Here is a 20,954-nt window from a genome sequence, read left to right as displayed (position 1 = left end):
GAGGCTCCAGGCGGTACGGTCTCTTGCCGCGCCGCCCGGACGCTCAGCGTCCAAGCAACCCGGCGTCTGCGCGGTACACGCCTTCGGAGCAGTCCGCGCACAGGGGGTGGTCGGGATCGATGCTGGGATCGTAGCGGTTGTAGTAGATGTACGGACCGCCGTTGCGGGTGATGAACACCTCGGGGTCGTTGCGCACCCGGTACGGCTCGTCGACGGTGATCTTGCGCAGCAGCGGGTTGGCCGCATCGATGCTCGACAGCCAGATCTCGGTGGGGTACTCGAGACCGTCGACGTAGGCCACCATGAACACGTAGGACTTGCCGTTGTAGGTGAACCACTCCGGCGAGCCGGCCAGGCGGCCGCCCGGCAGCGTGGCGCTGTACACGGGCGTCCAGTGCATGAGCCCGTCGTCGCCCAGCATGCGGCGGTAGATGCGCAACTCAGAGCCATCGACCACGGTGGACAGCACGAGATCGTTGCCGAACTCTGGCGCCGGCCACACCCAGGGCACGGTTCGGTTGAGGTCCTTGGCACCGGCGTCGGTGGTGAGCTGCACGCGCACCTTGTCATCGAGCATGTAGGCGAAGACCTGCGGCACGCCGTCCACCTCTTCGGTGTACAGGAAGGCGCGTACGCCGGTCGCAAAGCGCCAGGCCTTGTTCGACGGCGGCACCATGTCCAGCAACTCTTCCGACGCCGGGTTCTTCAGGTTGCGCCAGTACTGGTTCAGGTCCGGATCCAGGTAGCGGATCATCGGGTTGGTGTCGCCCGGGTTCTTGCTCGCCACGTGCGCCATGCGCGGCACGTCCGGCGTCAGCGCCTGCGTCACCCACTGGCCGGTGGCGTCCGTGGCCGCGATGGCCATGCGGGTGTTGCGCGCGGTGCGTGGCTTGTTGGGCAGGTAGAAGCTGTAGTAGATCTGGTCGCCGCTGGCGGTGGAGATCCACTCCGGACCGTTCCACATGAACATGTTCCAGTTGGCCACCGTGTTCGTGGCCAGCAGCTGTCCCCGGCCGCTGGCCGGCTCGAAAGCACCGGTGTCACGGTTGATGCCGGCCAGCCACATGTTGCCCTTGGGGTCGGTCCAGGCAATCTTGGCGCGCTGCTGGCTGATCTCGTAGTCCACCAGCCCACGGTGCGGCGACACGCGCACTTCCGTCGGCGTGAACTGCGCCAGGGCCGGTGTGGCCATGGCCAGGCCAAGCACGGCCAGTGTGACCGCATGCGCCCAGCGCCGAGCCATGGGGACTGGGCGGTGAATGGGCGATGTGCGCGTGGTCATGATCGTCTTCCCTGCATTGTCTGTACTGCCCGCCACTCTAGACGCTCCGCGCGGTCTGCACACCCCCAGCACCGATGAACGCGCATGGAACGGTCGGATTTCCATCCCCCAGATGCATGGGTGGCGCTTCGATCCTCAGGGCGTGGGCGTCGTGGCCGTCACCACCTGCCCGGTCAACCAGGCCTGGCGTACCAGGCGCCCGCACTCGGCGGAGTGGTAGCCGGCGGCCGCCTCGGTCGCGGTTTCGCGGGCCAGGATGCCGTAGAAGGTGCGGCCGGCATCGATCCACGGGTAGAAGCCACCACCGCCCGCGCTGCTGAAGGCATGGTCGCCGATGGCCGGGTCATCCTCGACCCAGTGCCCTAGGGCGTAGTTCCAGCGCTCGGTGCCGATGCTGTCAGGGGTGTAGGCGGCGTTGCAGCCCGACGCGGTGGACTGGGCGCACACCTTGTGCGCGCCGAGTTGTCCCCCCAGGCGCAGGGTGCCGTCGAGCAGCCGGCGCAGGAAGGCGCCGTAGGCCGATGGCGTGGCCAGCACGCCGGCCGCCGGCTGCTGCACCCAGTACGAGAACCCCAGGTTGCCCAGCGTGGTGTTCAACTCGGCGGCCAGGTCGCCGTTGTCGTAGCCGCCGAAGCCCATGACCTCGGCGGCGTGGACCTGCATGTGGCCGCTGTCGTAGGCGAAGCGCCCGTCGGCGGCGGCGTCGAAGCCGTCGCGGCCGATCAGGCATTCGTCGACCGTGTCACCGACACACACCGGCGCATTGCCGAATTGGGTGTAGCCGCTGGTGAAGTTCAGGTACTTCACATCGTCGGTGAAGTCGGCATGGCGCTGCAGCACGCTGGCCGCATACAGCCACTTCGACGCCGAGTACACCCGCATCGCCGTGCCTGCGCCCGGCGGGCTGAGCCCGACCCGGCCGGACGCCAGGGCACCGCTGGCGTCGCCGATCTCCCAGTAGTAGGCGCCCAGCGTGGACACACTGCAGCGGGGGTTCGTTCCGACCGTCGCCGTCGCGGCGCTGACCCGATCAGCCAGCGTGATGCCGTCGTCCGGGACCGAAGCGGTGCTGCCTCCCCCGCCACAGGCACCAAGCGCGAGGGTGGCGGCCAGCAAGGTCAGAAGCTTGGAGCCGTTGGGCGTCATGGTTCCATTCTCCACGGCAAGTGCGAGGTCGTGGTCCTCATCACCCTTCAACGGATGAATCCCCTGCCCGGACGACCGCCAGCGACAACAAGGCGAAACAAGCTGTCTCGGGAACCGCTCACCCAGCCCGCCCTGCCATGGCGCTCAGCCGGCTTCCGCGGCAGGTTTGCCGCCGCGCCGCCGCCGCGCCCCCACCGGCGCGATCACCGGGCCCACGATCATCGTGTCCTCGGGCTGAAGCAGCATGAAGACGATCAGATCGGCCACGCGCTCGGGCGGGATGGCGTCGCCGGGCATCGGTGCCGGCTTGTTCTGCTCCCACATCGGGGTCGCGATCGCCGCCGGCATCAGCGCCTGCACCTTGACGCCGTAGCTCTTGACCTCGTCGGCCACCGCCTGCGAAAAGCCGATGACGCCGAACTTGGACGCACAGTAGACGCTGTCGTACGCGCGGCCCTGCAGGCCCTGCACCGAGGAGATGTTGACGATCAGCCCACCACGCTGCGCCACCATCGTCGGCAGCACGGCGCGGTTGGCCAGGAAGGTGCCCTTGAGGTTGATGCCCACCACGTCGTCGAACTCCTCCGTGGTGGTGTCGACGAGCAGCTTGGGCGGCGTCCCGCGCAGTCGCAGGATGCCGGCGCAGCAGATCAGCGCGTCGATGCGGCCGAAGCGCTCCAGCGTGGCCTGCACCATGCGGGCATGGTCCGCTTCCTGGCGCACGTCGATCGCCACGCCCAGCGCACCAGGGCAGCCGGCCTCGGCCCCGTGCCGGGCCACCTCGTCGGCCACCTCGGCGACACGGCCGGCATCGAGATCGGCGACCACGACGGCTGCGCCGAGCGCCGCGACCGCCTGCGCGGTGGCCAGGCCGATGCCGCCGGTGCCGCCGGTGATGAGCACGACCTTGCCACGCAGGTCTTCGGCGGCGCTGGTGAACGGTGAAGGCATGGTGGACTCCTTGCGGTGACGGTGGACAGGGGTGGCGTTCCAGCCGGCGCCGCCGGCGGACTGCAGGGGTTCGATCAGGGGCGACAGCAGCCGGCAGTCGTCGGGCAGGCGCAGCATCCAGCGGATGGCATCGGCCACCCGTTCGCCCGGGGGGATGTCGCCCGGCTGCGGCAGGCCAATCTGCGACAGCACCTCGGTGGCGAACTTGCCGGGCAGCAGCGCCTGCACACGCACGCCGCGATGCCGCGCCTCGTCGGCCAGCGCCTCGGTGAAGCCGACGACACCGAACTTGCTGGCGCAATACGGCGCGTCGTAGGCCAGCCCGATGCGGCTGGACCGCGAGCCCAGGTTCAGGATGTCGCCGCGGCCAGCGGCCAGCATCGCCGGCAGCACGGCACGGTTGGCCAGGAAGGTGCCGCGCAGGTTGATGTCCAGCACCTCGTCCCACTCGGGCAGCGACATGGCGGCCACGGTGTTCATGCCGGCGCCGGCGGCGCGCAGCACCCCGGCCGAGTGGACCAGGGCGTCGATGCGGCCATGGCGGGCCAGCGTCGCCTCGGCCATCTGCTGCATCTGGGCCTCGTCACGCACGTCGAGCGCCAGCACCAGAGGTTCGGCGGCCCCCGGCGGCGCCACCGCGGCGGTCTGCGCCACGGTGTCGTTCAGCCGCGCCGCATCACGACCGACGAGCACCAGCGACGCGCCGTCGCGCGCCAACGCCACCGCCGTGGCCCGACCCAGCCCGCTGCTGGCGCCGGTGACGATGGTGACGAGGTCGCGCAGGCTCCTCAGCGCCATCGCGGTCGCGGCGTTGCGGTCCTGGGGGCCTGGTTCAGGCGGCGAGCGCCTTCTCGAGGAACTCGGAGATTTGCTTGACCTGCAGTTCCTGCACGTAGCGGCCATCGACCATCAGCAGGTGCTCGAAATGCATCTGGCGTTTCTTGAAGTGGCCTTCGATGGCCACCACCAGCTGCACGACGTCGATCGACTCGAACGCCAGGTCGGCCATCAGCCGGGTCTCGCCGTTGATCGGCTCGTCGTACTCCAGATCCCAGTCCGTGGTCATGTCGGTCAGGATGGTGCACAGGTCGGCCTCGATCTGGTCGCGGCTCAGCGGGGTGGCGGGGGTGTCGGACATGGAGAACTCCAGGCAATCAAAGACGGTGGTGAGGCTCAGCGCTTGACGGCGACGACTTCGATCCAGTTGTGCTGCACGGCGTCGACACCCGCGGTGTCGAGCGCGGCGCGGGCGGTGACCTCCAGCGCCTGCGCCGCGATCTCGGTCGGGTAGCCGCTGAGCTGGGCTTCGGCCAGGCCGGAATACGAGCCCACCTTGGCCAGCGAATCGTGGTCGAACATCACCGGGCGTTCGGCCAGGTCGCGCACCTCGAAGCCGTGGCTGGCGAGCGTGGCGCGCCATTCATCGGGCGTCAGCCAGCGGTTGCCGTAGGCCACCGCCGACAGCTGCGACTTGCCGCGCTGGCGCTTGATCGGTGGTTCGCCGCGGGCGACGCGTTCGGCGCTTTGTTCGGCAATCCAGGCGGTGGCGGCCTTCAGCCACTCGTAGTAGACCTGCTGGGTCACCGGCGGCCAGCAGCCGGCGTAGAAGCCGGAACTGAAGCTGTAGACGCCGCCGGGCTGCAGCACGCGGGAGATGGACGCGAGCAGGCCGTCCTTGTCGCCGATCAGATGGATGGCGTTGGAGATGTTCACCGCGTCGAACGTGGCATCGGGAAAGCCAAGCTCGGTGGCCGAGCCGACGATCAGGCCCACCGTGCGCCCGTCCGGAAACGGCAGCGCCGAGGCGGGGTCCGCAATGCGGCGCACGGTGTAGCCCAGGCCGCGGTAGTTGGCTTCGGCCAGCCCGATCTGCACCGGGTCGAGGTCGATGCCGACGTAGCTCGCGCCGGTGGCGCTGGCCAGCATGATCTGCCCGACGGCGCCAGTCCCGCAGCACAGGTCGAGGATGCGCATGCAGCCCTGGATCGGCAACCGCGCCACGAAGGCATTGTTGGCCTGCACGTAGGCCTGGTCGGCCGCGAAGCGCGTGTAGGTGGTGTCGACGGTCTCGGACATGGTCAGCTCCAATGCGGCACGTTCAGGGGATCCACGACCAGACCTGGACCTGGAAGAAGCGGGTGAGCGCCAGCGTGAACGCCCGCCACACGGGCATCGACGCACCCAGCACCTTGGCGCGGCCGGCCATGCCGGTGCGCAGCAGGCCGTCGTGGTTCTCGATGGTGGCCTGCACCTTGATCACGTTGCCGGTGGGCTTGGGCGTCACGTTGCGGTCGATCAGCGCCACCTTGCCGTGGAACTCGCGGTCGACGGCAAAGGACACGGCGCGGATGCGCACCTCGTCGCCAACGTTGACGTAGCCAATGTCGCCTTCCTGGATCTCGATCTCGGCCGTTACCGTGCTGCTGTCCTCCACCGTGGCGAAGGTCTCACCCTTCTGCAGGAAGGTGCCGGTCTTGTTCTTCAGGTTCAACGTCAGCACGTTGCCATCGAAGGGCATGCGCAGGTCGGAACGCTGGACCCGGGCTTCGTAGGTGGCGCGCTCCTCGACCAGGCTGGACAGCCGCGCCTCGGCGGCAGCGATCTGCGATGGCGTGACCGGCACCTTCACCAGTGCCAACTCGGCCTCGCGCTGAAGGATCTGCTGGCGGTCGGCCATCGCTTCGCGCAGGGCCGCCTCGTACTCCTCGCGCGAGACGGCCTCGATGGCGACCAGGGGCTTGAGCCGCTGCTCGCGCTCGGCGCTGAAGCGGGCCTGCACCTGGGCCAGCGCCAAGCGCTCCTCGGCCAGCCGCACCTCTTCCTTCTTCGGCAGCGAGCGCAGGTTCTGCACCACGGCCGCCTGCTCGGCGATGCGCGCGGTCAGCACGTTGATCTGCGCTGCGTAGTCGGCGTTGACCACGCGCGCGATCAGCGTGCCGGACTTCAGCGTCTCGCCACCGGCATAGAAGACCTCCGACACCAGGCCGCCCTCGTCGACGGTGACGATCTGCTTGCGGGCCGGGTAGATCAGCACGTTGCCGCCCGGCTCGTACGGGTAGGGCAGGAACAGCGCGACCACGAGCGCCACGATCACCGCGGTGGGCCAGTAGCGGGTCTTCGTGCGCTCGACCTCGCCGGCCTCGTCCTTCAACGGCACGGTGCGGCTGCGCCAGCGGTCGAACTGCAGCTGGCGCTCGTAGGTTTCGCCGAACTTCTTCAGCGACACATAGTTGCGGTAGAGCGCCCAGAGCACGAAGCCTGTGACGATCAGCACCGCCGAGCCGCCGATCTCGACCTCGCCGAAGACGAAGCGACCCAGCATGCGCGCCAGCAGCAGGATGACCAGCACCACGTAGGTGGAGGTCAGCAGCGCGTAGATGGCCAGCAGCGTGCTGTCGGATGCGCGGTAGACGCCGCCCTTCCACTTGTTGAGCAGCGCGGCATACGCCTTGCCCCGCAGGTGCGGCTCGTTCAGGAAGGCCGACAGCAGGTAGTAGCCGTGCGACTTGACCAGTGGGTTGCCGGACTCCAGCACCAGACCGGCAAAGCTGCCGAGTGCCAGCAGCAGCCCGAACTGCGACATCATGAAGTTGTTGTCGCGGGCGTTGAACCAAGTCAGCACACCGACGGAGAACAGCGCCAAACGCACGAGCAGGTTGCCGCCGTGCAGCCACATCGTCTGGTTGCGCGTCAGCCGCTCGGCGCCGACCATCTTGAGCGTCCAGCGCGGGATGAAGCCGAAGGCCAGCGTCAGCCCGACCTTCTCCGGCGCCAGATGGTAGTGCTGCCCGATGAGCCCGGAGGTCATCGTCGTGAAGAAGCGCACCGTCAGGAACACGAAGACCAGATACTGGAAGAGCGTGAAGTCCAGGTGCAGGCGCTGCAAGTCCTCGGTCAGCAGATGCCAGTAACTCGACAGAAGCATGATCGCCGCGAGCACCAGCAGCGGCACCACGTACACGGCGTGGCGCAGCGGCCGCAGCAGGGGCAGCAGCAGACGGAACAGCGGGCGCGGGTCGAACAGGCCGAGCATGCCCTCGGTGCTGCGGAAGTCCAGGCCCAGGGCGTCCTGCACGCCGGCGGGCAGTTCGGCGTCGGCCGCAGGCGCAGCGGCGGCCGCCGCCGCTGGGGCCACTGGTGCCGCAGCGGGCGCCGCCGGCGCCGCGCTCTCGATCGCCGGGCGAGGCACGGCCTTGCCGTCCTGGACCTCGAAGGTCTTGCGCATGAAGCGCTTGATCAGCGCGTGCTCGCCAGCCTCCTCGACGAAGAGCTTCTGGTCCACCACCGACGCGATGAACTCGTCGAACTGCGCCCGCGTCAGTTCGCGGTCGAAGCGGTCGACGAAGGCGGCCTGGATCTTGTCGAACTGCTCCAGGCCGGGCAGGATCTCCAGCAGGTAGAACTGCCACGCGTCGAAGTCGTAGGTGCGGCCCTTGACCTTGTCGCGCAGCAGGTAACTGGTGCTGTCGCCCTTGACGACGCGAAACGCCTCCAGCCGGCGGACCAGGTAGCCCGGCAGGACGATCTTCTTGGTGTTTTCGCTCATTTCGGCGCCTGTTCGGTGCTGTCGGCAGGCACGAGCGCACGCGCCTGCCGTTCCGGGGTGGCCGCGTCGCGGCGCTGTTCTTCTTCACGCATCCAGCCACCGCCCATGGCCTTGTAGACGCCCACCATGGCCAGCAGGCGGTCACGGCGGTACTCCAGGCGGGCGATCTCGGCGTCGCGGAGGTCGATCTCGGCGTTGAACAGTTCGATACGTTGCGCCTGGCCGCCCTCCAGCCGCGCCCGCGTAAGGTCGCGCACGTCGGCGAGCGCGCGCACGCGGCGGTCGCCAACCGCCTCGCGCTCGTCGGCCAGCACGCGCGTGGCCAGGGCGTTCTCCACCTCCAGCAACGCAGTCTGCACCAACTTGACGAACTGCGCCTGCGCCTCGGCGCGCACGGCCTCGGACTCGCGCACGTTCGCGGCGGTGCGGCCGCCGTCGAACACCGTGCCGGCCAGCGCAGCGCCGAGGCTGGCCGTACGCGCCGTCTCGGCGAACAGCCATTGCAGGTCGTCGGCCGCCAGACCGATCGCGCCCAGCAGGGACAGCGTCGGGAAGTACGCCGTCTTGGCCACGCCGATGCGGGCGTTGGCCGCCACCAGCGCCTGTTCGGCTGCAGCCACGTCGGGCCGGCGCACGAGCACGTCTGCCGGTACGCCCGCGGGCAGGCTGGGCAACGTCAACGCATCGATCGACCGACGGACGATGGCGCCGGGCGGCCGACCCAGCAGCTGCGCCAGCGTGTGCTCGGCCACCGCCATCTCGCGCCGGATCTCCGGCAGCGCCGCGGCCTGCTCCTCGACCGCGGACTGCAGACGCGCCACGTCCAGCCGCGTGGCGGAACCGCCCTTTCGCTTCTCGTCCATCAGCGCCAGTGCCTTCCTGCGCAGTGCCAGCTTGTCCTCCACCAGCGCCAGACGCTGGTCGATCTCGAGCAGCTTCAGGTAACCGGCTGCGACGTCGGCCACGACCGTCAGCATGACGCCGCGGCGAGCCTCCTGTGAAGCCAGCAGCTCAGCCCGCGCTGCTTCATTGGACCGACGCACGCGACCCCAGAGATCGAGTTCCCAGCTGACGTTGCCGCCGAGTTCGAAATTCGACAGCGTGGGGCTCTGACCGGGGCGCAATCCGTTGGGGCGCTCCTGGCTGCGCAGTTCGCGCGTCCCGCCAATGGCGTAGCCCACCGTCGGGTAGCGTGCCGACTCGCTGGCACCCAGCCGCGCCGCGTACTGCTCGATGCGCGCCGCGGCGACGGCCAGGTCCTGGTTGGCGTCGATGGCTTCGTCGATCAGGGCCTCCAGCGCCGGGTCGCCAAAGCCCTGCCACCAGCGCGCGTTGACGAGGCCGGCGTCGTCACCGGCGTTGCCGCGCCAGGCGGCCGGCAGCGGCACGTCGGGCCGCTGGTAGTCGGGTCCGGTCGTGCAGGCCGCCAATGCGAGCGCCAGCGTGGCGACCGCCAGACCGAGTCGAGGAGAACCGCCGTGCCGCATCAGTCCTCCGGCGCCGCACGGGAGAGCATCTCCAGCGCGTAGTCCTCCATCTCGCGCACCTTCACGAGACGGTTGTTCAGCTCGAGCACGATGCCCTCGAACCACTTGAGCTGGTACTCCAGCTTGCGACGCTCGTCGATGATGTCCTCGAGCGGCATGTTCTCCGGCGGCCGGCCCTTCTCGTCGAACAGGAACTTGATCCCCTCGGCCAGGTCGCGGTTGATGTTGATGTGGTTGACGTGGCGCTCGATGAAGCGGCGCGCCTTCTTGGCACTGAAGGCGTCCATCATCGCGCGCCGCAGCGCCTGCTGGTGCTCGTTCAGCGTGGCGGCGTCGGGGCGGCCGGTCTCCGGGTTCTCCGCCGCCGGCGACAGCCGTTGGCGCTCGGGCTGGTCAGGCATAACCGAACTCCTGGGCCATGGCCACCACTTCGGGGTACAGGCCGCGGCCGTCGCTGCGCCACGGCACCGGCTGGTCCAGGCGGGGCACCTTGGGCTTGTGCGGGCGGAAGGTCGGGCCGGCCAGGAAGTTCGGGTCGTTGCCGAACATCGCGTTGACCGGGCCGAAGCAGGCATAGGGCGAACGCTCCGGGTGCATCATCTCCAGCACCGCGTCGTCGTCGTCGCGCAGCCCGGCCCAGCGCGCGATCTCCGCGAGCTTGGTCTGCGGGTCCGCCATGATGTCCTCGCCGCGCATGCGCAGCTGGCGCTCGGCTGGCACCTCGCGCAGGAAGTTGAGGATGTTGACGTTGATGTCGTGCCAGGCGATCTGCGGCTCGATCATCGCGTAGTCCTCGGTCAGCTCGAAGGCTTCGATCTTCAGGCAGAAGGCGCCGTCGTTGATCGCCATCAGCGACTTGCACTGCGCCACCGGGTGGCGCACCAGGTGCAGGAAGCGCGCGTCCGGGAACGCCCGGTGCATGGCCTGCATGCGCTTGACCGACATGGTGTAGGACGGGCTCTTCTCCACCGCCACCAGCGGGTGGATCCTGTCGACGATCTCGCGGTAGACGTCACCGGTGTCCATCAGCTCGCGGGCCGACGCCCAGGAGAAGGCCATGTTGACCGTGTTCACGCGCTGCTCGCCGCCCCAGAGCTCGGCCACGGCCCGCATCAAGCCGTGGCGCACCATCGAGCCGTTCTCCGAGATCTCGCCGGTCGTTCCCTTCCAGAGGTCGAGCAGCACGTCGACGTTGAACAGGCACAGCTCCGGCAGCCCGTACATCTGCGGGTGCTGGCCGAGCATGGCATTCACCAGCGAGGTGTAGGACCTCGGCGGCGCCAGCAGGAACAGCGGGGGCGCCATCGTCAGCGCTGCCCCCCGACCCGTCCCTCGACGAACGGCACCTCGAAGCACTTCTCGTGCATGATGGGCCCGTGGCCGAAGTAGCCCTCCTCGCCGAACAGTTCGCCGTGGTCGGCGGTGACGATGAAGTGCGTGTTCGGCGGCGTCAGGTCCATCAGCCGGCCGATCTGGCCGTCGACGTATTCGACGCACTTGATCTGCTGCTGGCGCAGCATCTCCATCTGGCCCGCGTCGAAGCCCTGTGAGGCACTGGTCGCGACCTCGGTCTCGTCCATCGCCTTGAGCGCGCCGTGCACGCCGGAGATGCGCGGCAGCTTGGAACCGTCGAGCATGTACGGGTAGTGCGTCTCGCCCAGGTTCAGGAAGTAGTAGTGGGGTTCGTCGGGGAACTCCATCTCGTCGATCATCTTCGCGAAGTCGTTGTGCGACTTCATCAGCTTGTAGTCGTCGAAGTCGCGGCTGATCAGCGTGTTCTTGTTGAGCACCGGCATCGACACCTTGGCCACCGTGCGATAGCCCAGGTTGCGCAGCACCTTGGGCAGCGACAGGTCAGGCAGGAAGGCCTTGAACTCAATGGTGTCGCAACCGGTGCGCGCCTTCCACTGCACGTACTCGTCCTTGTAGACCTCGGAGGCGAACACGTCCTTCGGACTGCGGTGCGGCATCAGGCCCATCACGAAGGCATGGTGCGACGGTGCCGTCCACGACGCGTAGCTGTAGCGCTTCTCGGCCACCCCCAGGCGATCGATGTTCGGCGTGCGTGCGGCGACGAAGCTGTCGTGCCGACAGCTGTCCATGACGATGAAGACGATGTGGTTGAGTTCCATGCAGGGCTCCGCGCGATGAGGCGCGTTCAGGGCGGCAGGACGATCTGAAGGCGGCCGGCGGCCGCGCCGGTGGCGTCAGGGTTGCCGAAGGTCACTGCCAGCGGCGCCGCCTGCATGACCCAGATGCGACCGTTGCCGCTGGCCAGCGGCCCGCTGCGCAGGTTCTGGACCGCCGGGTCGGTGGTGCCGATGGTGGCGCTGTCGTTCTCGGTGCCGGCGTCGGTGACGAGGTAGCTGCTGGGCGTGATCGTCAGCGTCGGCAGCCATGCGCCGCTGGTGCTGGCGCCGCCCAGGGTGCCGCCGATCAGGGTGTTGCGCGAAGGCAGACCGATGCGCATCTGGGCCCCGCCGGCACCGCTGCCGGTGGCGCCGACGAGTACCGTCGACCCACCGCTGCGGGCCACGAAGAAGCGGAAGCTGCTCCCACCGCCGGTGGGCGTCGCAGTGAACACGCCGTTGGACACGGCCAGCGTGTAATCCGCCGCCAGCGCCGACGGACATCCCGGGCCGGGCACGCGCAGCACGGTGGCTGCCTGGCTGCACACCGCCATCTGATTGCCGCTGATGATGGCCGCCGTCGCGCGCGTGGCCGGGCTGCCGCCGGCCGGCAGGTCACGAATGGCGATGAAGTAGGTGCCGGCAGCCTCGGCCAGCGTCGTGACCAGGTTGCGCACCGCGACGTACGGCGTGGCACCGGCGCCGAAATCGTGCGCCCCGACCAGCAGATCCTCGGCCACGCGGAAGCGGATCGCGCCACCAACGGTGTACTCACTGCCCACCGGGGCACCGAAGGCCTGTGCCGCGCCGGCCCCGGCCATCGTGTACTGGCCCGCGTCGAAGTCGATGCTCAGGTCGTAGACATTGCCATCCGTGGCCACGGCCTTGTAGGCGCCATTGCGGGGGTCGCCGACCGTGACCGTGGTCGCGGCCGTGTTGTTCGCCAGGTCCGGGTCGCCGTCGGCGGTGAGCGAGAAGGTGTTGGTCAAGGCGCCGCGGGTGCCCGCGTCGGTGAGCACGGTGACGACAAAGCTCAGCGTGCTGCGGGCTGGCAGGCTGGCCACGGTCATCGACGGCCCGATCGCCGGGCAGGTGGCGGCCACCGAGGGCGTGCAGGTGACGCTGGCCACCAGGCCGGAGGCAGCGGCACCACCGATTGCCTGCGTGATGCCCACCGGCCCCACGGCCTGTGTGCCCGGGTTGGCCACCACGGCCGTGAAGCTGGCGGTCTCGCCGGCGCGCAGGGCGGGTGCGGCCACCTGGCTCACCGACAAGTCGGTGCTGACGGCGAGAAAGCCTACCGTGGCACTGTCGTCGCCCGGCCTCGGATCGCCGGCCGTACGGGTCGTCATCGTGCCGGAGACCGTGCCATTGGTGCCCGCGTCCACGGTGAAAGGCACCCGCAGGCGCAGCCGACCGTTGGCGGGCAGCGAGGGCACGTTGAAGCTGGCGCCGTCGATCGTGGGACAGGTGGCGCCCACGGCCTGCACGCAGCTGATGGTGCCAGCCGCCGACAGGCCGGCGGACAGGACCTGTTCGACATCGACACCCAGGGCAGTGCCGGGCCCCGCGTTGGCGATCTCCATCAGGAACTCGCCGCTCGCGCCGCCAACCAGCGAGCCGGCCGGGCCGCTGCCCGTCACGGTGACGTTGGCCGCATACGCACTGCCCACGGCGACGCCACTGGCCTGTTGTGTGGCGCCACCGGCGGTGGTGGTCGCCGTCAAGGTATTGACGATGGCGCCCTGGGTGCCGGCGGCGACCGTGGCGGTGACGTCGAAGGTCACGCTCGCCCCCACCGGCAACGCCGTGAGGTCCATCAGCGCACCCGGCACGGCAGGACAGGTGGCTCCGCCTGCCGCGTCGACGCAGCGCACGTCGGTCAGGGTCAGGTTGCCGCCGACGGCGTTGGTCAGTCGCACCGCGCCCGCTGCGTCCGGACCATCGTTGACGACCGCCATCCGGAAGCTGGCGGCACTGCCCGCGGGCACGGCAGACGCGGGCGCGCTGCCGGTCACCGTCAGCCCGCTGACCGCTGACACGGCGGTGCCGACGGCGATCACGCTGTTGCCGCTGCCTGCAAAGACGTTGTCGCCGGTGACCAGCAGGGTGTTGGTGATGGCGCCGTTGGCACCGGCGTCGACGCGCGTGTCGACACCCAGCGTGAGCTGCCCGCCCACCGGCAGCGACGGCACTTCGGTGACCACCCCCACGCTGCCGGGGCAGACGGCACCTCCGGCGGCGCTGCAGCGCACGGCCAGCAGGCTGAGGTTGCCGCTGGGGGTCTGGCGCAGGCGCAGGCCTGTGGCGGGGTCTGGGCCGGTGTTGACCACCTTCATGTCGAAGCTGGCCAGGCCACCGCCGGCCACCGAATCGGCCGGACCAGTGCCACTGAGCGTCAGCACGGCCCGCGGCGTGCTGGCCGTGGCCACCGCGGTGGCGGTGTTGTCGGTGCGGTCGGCATCGTTCGCCGCGGTGGCGGACATGGCGTTGGTCAGCAGTCCGGTCGTGCCAGCGTCGACGACGGCATCGACCTCGAACTGCAGCGCGGCGCCGGCCGGCAACGTCGGCACCGACATCACCGGACCCAGCGTTGCCGGACAGGTGGCCCCGGCCGTTGCGTTGCAGCGCACGGCGGTCAGGGTCAGACGCGCCCCGACCGTGTCGACGATGTTCACCGTGCCCGACGCATCGGGGCCGGCATTGCCGACGGTCATCACGAACGTGGCCACGCCGCCACCGGCTACGGTGCCGGCCGGACCGACGCCGGTGACGAACACGCCCGAACGCGGCGTGACCACGGTGGCCTGCGCCGTGAAGCTGTTGTCGAGGCGGTCGCTGTCGGCGTCGGCACTGACCTGCAGCGTGTTGGTGACGATGCCGTTGAGGCTGGCGGCCACGGTGGCCGTGACCACGAAGTCGAGGGAGCCCCCGGCCGGCAGCGTTCCGACGTCCATCAGCGCACCAGGCACGGCCGGACAGGTGGCGCCACCGCTGGCCGTGCAGGCGATGCCCTGCACCACCAGCCCGGAACCGCCCTCGTTGAGCACACGCACGCCGGTGGCGTCGTCCGGCCCCTCGTTGCGCACCGACATGTCGAACGCGACAGTGTCGCCGCCGGTGACGGTGCCGGCAGGCCCACTGCCGATGACGACGAGGTCGCTGCTTGGGCTGTACGCGGTGGCCGTGACCGTGGCCACGTTGTCGGCGCTGTCGGTCTCGTAGGCGAAGCTGGCGGCCATGCGGTTGAACAGCGTGCCGCGCGCCGATGGGTTGGCCAGGGTGGTCACCGTGAAGCGCAGTGTGCCGCCGGCCTTCAGGCTGGGCACGCGCATCGCGATGCTCGGAGCCTCAGGGCAGACGGCGCCACCTTCGGCGGTGCAGGTGATGCCCATCAGCGACAGCTGGCCGCCGGCCTCGTTGGTGATGGCGACGTCCTCGGCCGCGTATTCGCCAGCGTTCTTCACCTGCATCTCGAAGACGACTTCGCTGCCGCCAGCCACGGTGGCCACCGGGCCGGTACCCGAGACCTGCAGGTCGGTGCCGGATCGGCCACTGCCGCTGCCGCATCCCACGATCGCCGTCAGGACAGCAGCGGTGGCGACCAGGGTCGCACGTCTCAGACGGTCAGGACAGCGCATGGAGCAGTTCAGGCGACGAAGGAAAGCGAATCGGAGGATGGTAGCTGCCCGCCAAGCAGGATCGATGCCACCAACAACCCACCGGCGGCGGGATGCGTGAACAGTACGCGCCACGCCGGCACGCCGCGCCCGGCGCGATCACCCGAGCTCAGCGGCGGCGGCGAAATGCGGGTTGTCGAAACCCGGTTTGCCATACCGCAGCGGCGCCCCCTGAAGGTCACGCACGCTGCCGCCCGCAGCCGACAGCACGGCGTGCCCGGCGGCGATGTCCCACTCCATGGTGCGGCCCAGCCGCGGGTACAGGTCGGCCTCACCGGCGGCGACCAGGCAGAGCTTGAGCGACGAACCGGCGCTGGCCAGCGCGGCCACCTTGCGCCCGGCCAGGAAGGCATCCAGCGCCGCCGCGTCGCCGTGCGAGCGGCTGGCCACCACCGTCAGCCCGGCTTCCGGCACCGGCCGGCAACGGATCTCACGGCGGCCCGCAGCGTCCTGCATCCACGCGCCCCGGCCCACATCGCCGAGGAACATGCGGCCCAGGGCCGGGGCGTACACCACGCCGAGCACGGGTCGGCCTTGGTGCACCAGGGCGATGTTGACGGTGAACTCGCCGTTGCGGCTGATGAACTCCTTGGTTCCGTCCAGCGGATCGACCAGCCAGAAGAGATCACCAACCGCCGGCACGTTGCCGGCCGCCACCGCCTCCTCGGCCACCACGGGCACGCCGGGTGCCAACGCCTGCAGCGCCGGCACGATGAGCTTCTCTGCGCGCTCGTCTGCTTCGGTGACCGGTGACTGGTCCTGCTTGCCCCGCACGGCGAAGTCGGTGCGGTAAACCTGCATGATCAGCGCACCGGCGTCGGTCGCGATGCGCTCCAACCCCTCCAGCCAGACCTCGCGCTGCTGTTCCCAACCCATCCATGTTCTCCTGGGCGGCCCTCTCGCCGCGTGATGGGCCGCGAATGTACCTGCCGCAGCGGCGCTTGCCGACACCTTGTTCACAAGGGGGGGCGTGGCCAAGCCGTGATAGAAGCCACGCCGTTCACGGCCCGAGCGCTGGTTCTAGGGACCCTGTCGGCGCCGTCCGGGCCAGCCCGTGCGCCATACTTGGGGCTACGTCGGCGGTCCGCCGACGACCGCCGCCTGCGGTTGGCACGGAGCTTGCCACGCTGCACAGGCCGACCCACCCCAGATGACTGCCATGACCGATTCTTCGGCGCCCGTGCGCCTGACCCATCTGCAGCGGCTCGAGGCCGAGAGCATCCACATCCTGCGCGAGGTGGTGGCCGAGGCCGACCGCCCGGTGATGCTGTATTCCATCGGCAAGGACAGCGCAGTGATGCTGCACCTGGCCAAGAAGGCCTTCTGGCCCGCCCCGCCGCCCTTCCCGCTGCTGCACGTGGACACGACGTGGAAGTTCCGCGACATGTACGCGATGCGCGAGCGCATGGCGCGCGAGCTGGGCATGGAACTGCTGGTCTACCAGAACCCCGAGGCCAAGGCCCAGGGCATCAACCCCTTCGACCATGGCTCGCAGATCCACACCGACATGTGGAAGACCCAGGGCCTGAAGCAGGCGCTGGACCTGCATGGCTTCGACGCCGCCTTCGGCGGCGCACGGCGCGACGAGGAAAAGAGCCGCGCCAAGGAACGCATCTTCAGCTTCCGCAGCGCGCAGCACCGCTGGGACCCGAAGGCGCAGCGGCCGGAGCTCTGGCGCCTGTACAACGGGCGCAAGCGCAAGGGCGAGTCGATCCGCGTCTTCCCGATCAGCAACTGGACCGAACTGGATGTGTGGCAATACATCCACCTCGAGAACATCCCCATCGTGCCGCTGTATTTCGCGGCCGAGCGCCCGGTGGTCGACCGTGACGGCACGCTGATCATGGTCGACGACGACCGCATGCCGCTGCGCCCCGGCGAGGTGCCGATGTCGAAGAAGGTGCGCTTCCGCACGCTGGGCTGCTACCCGCTGTCGGGCGCGGTGGAATCCGAGGCCGACTCGCTGACCGCCATCATCCAGGAGATGCTGCTCACGCGCACCAGCGAGCGCCAGGGCCGCATGATCGACCACGACGCCGCGGCGTCGATGGAGAAGAAGAAGCAGGAAGGGTACTTCTGACATGGCCCACGTTTCCGACCTCATCGCCACCGACATCCAGGCCTACCTGGCCCAGCACGAGAAGAAGAGCCTGCTGCGTTTCATCACCTGCGGCTCGGTCGACGACGGCAAGAGCACGCTGATCGGGCGGCTGCTGTACGAGTCGAAGATGCTCTTCGACGACCAGCTCGCGGCCATCGAGGCCGACAGCAAGAAGTGGGGCACCCAGGGCGGCGACATCGACTTCGCACTGCTGGTAGACGGCCTGGCCGCCGAGCGCGAGCAGGGCATCACCATCGACGTGGCCTACCGCTTCTTCAGCACCGACCGCCGCAAGTTCATCGTCGCCGACACGCCGGGCCACGAGCAGTACACGCGCAACATGATCACCGGCGCGTCCACCGCCGACGTGGCCGTGGTGCTGATCGACGCGCGCAAGGGGGTGCTGACGCAGACCCGCCGCCACAGCTACCTGGTGCACCTGATCGGCATCCGCAAGGTGGTGCTGGCGATCAACAAGGTCGACCTCATCGACTGCGACGAGGCGGCGATCCGCAAGATCGACGAGGACTACCGTGCCTTCGCCGCGCAGATCGGCCTGACCGACATCACCACCATCCCGTTGTCGGGCCTGAAGGGCGACAACATCGTCGAGCGCAGCGACCGCATGCCCTGGTACCACGGGCCGACGCTGATGGCCTTCCTGGAGACCTGCGAGATCGACGAGACCCGGCTGCAGAAGGACCCGTTCCGCCTGCAGGTGCAGTGGGTCAACCGCCCCAACCTCGATTTCCGTGGCTTCTGCGGTCTCATCGCCGCCGGCAGCGTGCGCCCGGGCGACCGCGTCCGCGTGCAGCCCTCCGGCCGCGAGAGTACGGTGGCGCGCATCGTCGCGCTGGAAGGCGACCGGCCACTGGCGGTGGCAGGCGAGTCGGTGACGATCACGCTGGCCGACGAGGTGGACATCTCGCGCGGTGACCTCATCTCCGCGGCCAGTGCGCCGGCCGAGGTGGCCGACCAGTTCGAGAGCACCATCGTCTGGATGGCCGACGAGCCCATGCTGCCCGGCCGGCCGTACCTACTGAAGATCGGCACCCGCACCGTCAACGCGACGATCACCGAGCCCAAGTACAAGGTGAACGTCAACACGATGGAGCACCTGGCGGCCAAGAAGCTCGACCTAAACGAGATCGGCGTGTGCAACATCGCGCTCGACCGGCCCGTGCCCTTCGACGCCTACGAGGTCAACCGCGACACCGGCGGCTTCATCCTGATCGACCGGATGAGCAACAACACGGTGGGCGCGGGCATGCTGCACTTCGCGCTGCGCCGCTCACACAACATCCACCTGCAGGCGCACGACATCGACAAGTCTGCGCGGTCCACGTTGATGGGTCACGGTCCTGCCGTGCTGTGGTTCACCGGCCTGTCCGGTGCCGGGAAGTCCACCATCGCCAACCTGGTGGAGAAGAAGCTGCATGCCGCCGGCTGCCACAGCTACCTGCTCGACGGCGACAACGTCCGCCACGGCCTGAACAAGGACCTCGGCTTCACCGAGGCCGACCGGGTGGAAAACGTGCGCCGCGTGGCCGAGGTCTCGCGCCTGATGGTGGATGCCGGCCTCATCGTGCTGACAGCCTTCATCTCGCCCTTCCGCTCCGAGCGCGCGCTGGCGCGCGGCCTGGTCGCCGAAGGCGAGTTCATCGAGATCCACGTCGACACCCCGCTGGCGGTGGCCGAGCAGCGTGACGTCAAGGGCCTCTACAAGAAGGCGCGTCGTGGCGAACTGGCCAACTTCACCGGCATCGACTCGCCCTACGAGGCCCCGGAGACGCCGGAACTGCGCGTGGACACCACGACGATGACGGCCGAGGAGGCGGCCGACCGCGTCGTGGCACTGCTGCGAGAGCGAGGCCTGATCCCGTCATGACGCTGCAGCAGGGCGCCGTCTTCCTCGGGTTGGCGGTGCTCGTGGTGGAACTGCTGCGTGGCCGGCGCGCGCCGGCGGTGGTGTTCGCCGGTGTCGCCTTCGCGTTCGTGCTGCTGGACTTCGTCAGCGTGCAGGAAGGCCTGGCCCAGCTGGCGAATCCCGGGCTGGCCACCGTCGTCGTGCTGCTGCTGCTGTCGGTGGTACTGGACAAGTCGCGCCTGCTCGAAGCCATGGCCGAAGGCCTGGTGCGCGGCCCGTACCGCTGGGCGCTGACCAAGCTCTTCGCGGCCACGGCGCTGTACTCGGCTTTCTTGAACAACACCGCGGTCGTCGCCTCGCTGATCGGCCCGTTGCGCACGCTCCGCGCGCACGCGCCGTCTCGCCTGCTGATGCCCATGTGCTTCGCCGCCTCGCTGGGCGGCATCCTGACGCTGATCGGCACCTCGACCAACCTGCTGGTCAACTCCCTGCTCATCGGCCAGGGCATGACCGGGCTGCACATCTTCGACCTGTTCCCGGTCGGCATCCTGATCGTGCTCGCCTGCGGGGTGACGATGGTGCTCCTCTATCCGCACCTGCTCCCGGCCCAGCCGGCGGTCGGGGAGCAGCCCTCCGACTACTTCCTGGAAGCCACGGTGCAGCCCACGTCGACGCTCGTGGGCCGCAGCGTGGAGGCGGGCGGCCTGCGCCGCCTGGCCCACCTGTTCCTGGCCGAGATCGTGCGCGATGGCAGGGTCATCGCGCCGGTGCAGCCGGAGCAGGTCATCGAGTCCGGCGACGTGCTGGTCTTCACGGGCGACCTCACCCGGCTGGACCTGCTGATGCGTTTCGACGGTCTGGAGACGCGTGGCCAGCACTACCGGCTGCCACAGGACAACCTCGTCGAGGTCGTCATCGCCGCCAACTCGCCCCTGGCGCGGCGGACGCTGAAGCAGACCGACTTCCGCTCGCGCTTCGATGCCGCAGTGATCGCGATCCGACGCGGCAGCGAGCGCCTGCGCGGGCCCATCGCCGACCTGCCGCTGGACGTCGGCGACACGCTGGTGCTGGTCGTGGGCAGCGACTTCGAGAAGCGCAACAACCTGCAGCGCAACTTCATCATCGTCACCCGGCACGAGGTGCAGAAGTTCACCGACCCGCGCAAGGGCCTGGTGGCCACCGCCGGCTTCGTCGCTGCCGTCGCGCTGTCGGCGCTGGGCGTGATCGACTTCCTGAAGGCGCTGCTGCTGCTGCTGGTGCTCTTCCTGTCCCTGGGGTTCACGCGGCCCAACGAACTGCGGCGCAACATGCCGTACGCCATCATCGTGATCATCGGCGCGTCCTTGGTCATCTCGCAGGTGATGGTGCAGACAGGCGCTGCCGGGCTGTTGGCGGGTGCCATGCTCGGTGCGATCCACCAGCTCGGGCCCTATGGCGCACTGGCGATGATCCTCATGGGCACCTGGATCCTGACCGAACTGATGAGCAACAACGCCGCCGCCGCACTCGCCTTCCCGGTGGCCATCGGCGTCGCGCAAAGGGCCGGTCTGGATCCGCAGCCCTTCGTCATGGCGGTGCTCTACGGCGCCAGCTGCAGTTTCCTGACCCCCTACGGCTACCAGACCAACCTGATGGTGATGTCGCCCGGCCGCTACACGCTCCGCGACTTCGTGCGCGCCGGCCTGCCGGTGGCTCTGGTCTTCCAGGCGGTGGCGCTGGTGTCGCTGCCCGTGTTCTTCCCGTTCGGCCGCTGAACCAGGACTCC

At 69.1% G+C, this 20,954-nt stretch carries 15 protein-coding genes; 3 read left to right on the top strand and 12 right to left on the bottom strand.

From position 1 onward, the window contains the following. Positions 1–43: 43 nt before the first annotated feature. From ENE75_RS05850 to cysQ, 12 genes are all read right to left on the bottom strand, one after another. On the bottom strand, positions 44–1,243 hold the full coding sequence (locus tag ENE75_RS05850; RefSeq protein WP_128196505.1) for a hypothetical protein: 1,200 nt from the start codon (positions 1,241–1,243) through the stop codon (positions 44–46). Positions 1,244–1,417: 174 nt separating this feature from the next. Beyond that, the gene (locus ENE75_RS05845; protein WP_128196502.1) at positions 1,418–2,428 is read right to left on the bottom strand and encodes a hypothetical protein; all 1,011 of its coding nucleotides are present in this window, start codon (positions 2,426–2,428) and stop codon (positions 1,418–1,420) included. A 144-nt stretch (positions 2,429–2,572) separates the two neighbouring features. Then, entirely contained in the window at positions 2,573–4,177 is a 1,605-nt protein-coding gene (locus ENE75_RS05840) for an SDR family oxidoreductase (protein ID WP_158288863.1), read from the bottom strand. Between the two features lie 34 nt (positions 4,178–4,211). Further along, a complete protein-coding gene (locus ENE75_RS05835) occupies positions 4,212–4,517 on the bottom strand; it encodes an acyl carrier protein (RefSeq protein WP_128196499.1) in 306 nt (101 codons plus the stop codon). Positions 4,518–4,552: 35 nt separating this feature from the next. Beyond that, a complete protein-coding gene (locus tag ENE75_RS05830) occupies positions 4,553–5,455 on the bottom strand; it encodes a class I SAM-dependent methyltransferase (RefSeq protein ID WP_128196497.1) in 903 nt (300 codons plus the stop codon). 22 nt (positions 5,456–5,477) lie between these two features. After that, entirely contained in the window at positions 5,478–7,925 is a 2,448-nt protein-coding gene (locus tag ENE75_RS05825; RefSeq protein WP_128196495.1) for an HlyD family secretion protein, read from the bottom strand. Further along, the gene (locus ENE75_RS05820) at positions 7,922–9,412 is read right to left on the bottom strand and encodes an efflux transporter outer membrane subunit (protein WP_128196492.1); all 1,491 of its coding nucleotides are present in this window, start codon (positions 9,410–9,412) and stop codon (positions 7,922–7,924) included. Before ENE75_RS05820 ends, ENE75_RS05825 begins: the two co-directional genes overlap by 4 nt. Continuing rightward, positions 9,412–9,813, bottom strand: coding sequence for a hypothetical protein (locus ENE75_RS05815; protein ID WP_128196489.1), 402 nt, complete (start codon positions 9,811–9,813; stop codon positions 9,412–9,414). Before ENE75_RS05815 ends, ENE75_RS05820 begins: the two co-directional genes overlap by 1 nt. Continuing rightward, positions 9,806–10,717, bottom strand: a complete 912-nt coding sequence (locus tag ENE75_RS05810) for a sulfotransferase family protein (RefSeq protein WP_128196487.1) — start codon at positions 10,715–10,717, stop codon at positions 9,806–9,808. The genes ENE75_RS05815 and ENE75_RS05810 overlap by 8 nt, the downstream gene beginning before the upstream one ends. Positions 10,718–10,719: 2 nt before the next feature. Next, complete coding sequence (locus tag ENE75_RS05805; protein ID WP_128196485.1) at positions 10,720–11,544, bottom strand: sulfatase-like hydrolase/transferase; 825 nt, start codon at positions 11,542–11,544, stop codon at positions 10,720–10,722. Positions 11,545–11,570: 26 nt separating this feature from the next. Then, complete coding sequence (locus ENE75_RS05800) at positions 11,571–15,182, bottom strand: beta strand repeat-containing protein (protein WP_128196482.1); 3,612 nt, start codon at positions 15,180–15,182, stop codon at positions 11,571–11,573. A gap of 138 nt (positions 15,183–15,320) precedes the next feature. After that, positions 15,321–16,097 (bottom strand): 3'(2'),5'-bisphosphate nucleotidase CysQ, encoded by a 777-nt coding sequence (gene cysQ / locus ENE75_RS05795; protein WP_128196480.1) that lies wholly within the window; start codon positions 16,095–16,097, stop codon positions 15,321–15,323. A 283-nt stretch (positions 16,098–16,380) separates the two neighbouring features. Here cysQ and cysD point away from each other — a divergent pair, with 283 nt between their 5' ends. The 3 genes from cysD to ENE75_RS05780 are packed head-to-tail and all read left to right on the top strand — an operon-like array spanning position 16,381 to position 20,943. Further along, positions 16,381–17,301: a sulfate adenylyltransferase subunit CysD gene (gene cysD / locus ENE75_RS05790; protein ID WP_128196477.1), complete on the top strand. Its 921-nt coding sequence runs from the start codon at positions 16,381–16,383 to the stop codon at positions 17,299–17,301. Position 17,302: 1 nt separating this feature from the next. Next, complete coding sequence (gene cysN, locus ENE75_RS05785) at positions 17,303–19,210, top strand: sulfate adenylyltransferase subunit CysN (protein ID WP_128196475.1); 1,908 nt, start codon at positions 17,303–17,305, stop codon at positions 19,208–19,210. Then, positions 19,207–20,943, top strand: a complete 1,737-nt coding sequence (locus tag ENE75_RS05780; protein WP_128196473.1) for an SLC13 family permease — start codon at positions 19,207–19,209, stop codon at positions 20,941–20,943. The genes cysN and ENE75_RS05780 overlap by 4 nt, the downstream gene beginning before the upstream one ends. The last annotated feature ends 11 nt before the right edge of the window (positions 20,944–20,954 follow it).

The sequence above is a fragment of the Rubrivivax albus genome (genome assembly GCF_004016515.1).
Taxonomy (GTDB): domain Bacteria; phylum Pseudomonadota; class Gammaproteobacteria; order Burkholderiales; family Burkholderiaceae_C; genus Rubrivivax; species Rubrivivax albus.
Note: the sequence above shows the minus strand (reverse complement) of the source record. Positions and strands in the feature narration are given on the sequence as shown.

Coding starts and splice junctions, on each gene's coding strand:
- ENE75_RS05850 (WP_128196505.1), bottom strand. CDS start 1,243: ATGGCTCGGCGCTGGGCGCATGCGGTCACACTGGCCGTGCTTGGCCTG.
- ENE75_RS05845 (WP_128196502.1), bottom strand. CDS start 2,428: ATGACGCCCAACGGCTCCAAGCTTCTGACCTTGCTGGCCGCCACCCTC.
- ENE75_RS05840 (WP_158288863.1), bottom strand. CDS start 4,177: ATGGCGCTGAGGAGCCTGCGCGACCTCGTCACCATCGTCACCGGCGCC.
- ENE75_RS05835 (WP_128196499.1), bottom strand. CDS start 4,517: ATGTCCGACACCCCCGCCACCCCGCTGAGCCGCGACCAGATCGAGGCC.
- ENE75_RS05830 (WP_128196497.1), bottom strand. CDS start 5,455: ATGTCCGAGACCGTCGACACCACCTACACGCGCTTCGCGGCCGACCAG.
- ENE75_RS05825 (WP_128196495.1), bottom strand. CDS start 7,925: ATGAGCGAAAACACCAAGAAGATCGTCCTGCCGGGCTACCTGGTCCGC.
- ENE75_RS05820 (WP_128196492.1), bottom strand. CDS start 9,412: ATGCGGCACGGCGGTTCTCCTCGACTCGGTCTGGCGGTCGCCACGCTG.
- ENE75_RS05815 (WP_128196489.1), bottom strand. CDS start 9,813: ATGCCTGACCAGCCCGAGCGCCAACGGCTGTCGCCGGCGGCGGAGAAC.
- ENE75_RS05810 (WP_128196487.1), bottom strand. CDS start 10,717: ATGGCGCCCCCGCTGTTCCTGCTGGCGCCGCCGAGGTCCTACACCTCG.
- ENE75_RS05805 (WP_128196485.1), bottom strand. CDS start 11,544: ATGGAACTCAACCACATCGTCTTCATCGTCATGGACAGCTGTCGGCAC.
- ENE75_RS05800 (WP_128196482.1), bottom strand. CDS start 15,182: ATGCGCTGTCCTGACCGTCTGAGACGTGCGACCCTGGTCGCCACCGCT.
- cysQ (WP_128196480.1), bottom strand. CDS start 16,097: ATGGGTTGGGAACAGCAGCGCGAGGTCTGGCTGGAGGGGTTGGAGCGC.
- cysD (WP_128196477.1), top strand. CDS start 16,381: ATGACCGATTCTTCGGCGCCCGTGCGCCTGACCCATCTGCAGCGGCTC.
- cysN (WP_128196475.1), top strand. CDS start 17,303: ATGGCCCACGTTTCCGACCTCATCGCCACCGACATCCAGGCCTACCTG.
- ENE75_RS05780 (WP_128196473.1), top strand. CDS start 19,207: ATGACGCTGCAGCAGGGCGCCGTCTTCCTCGGGTTGGCGGTGCTCGTG.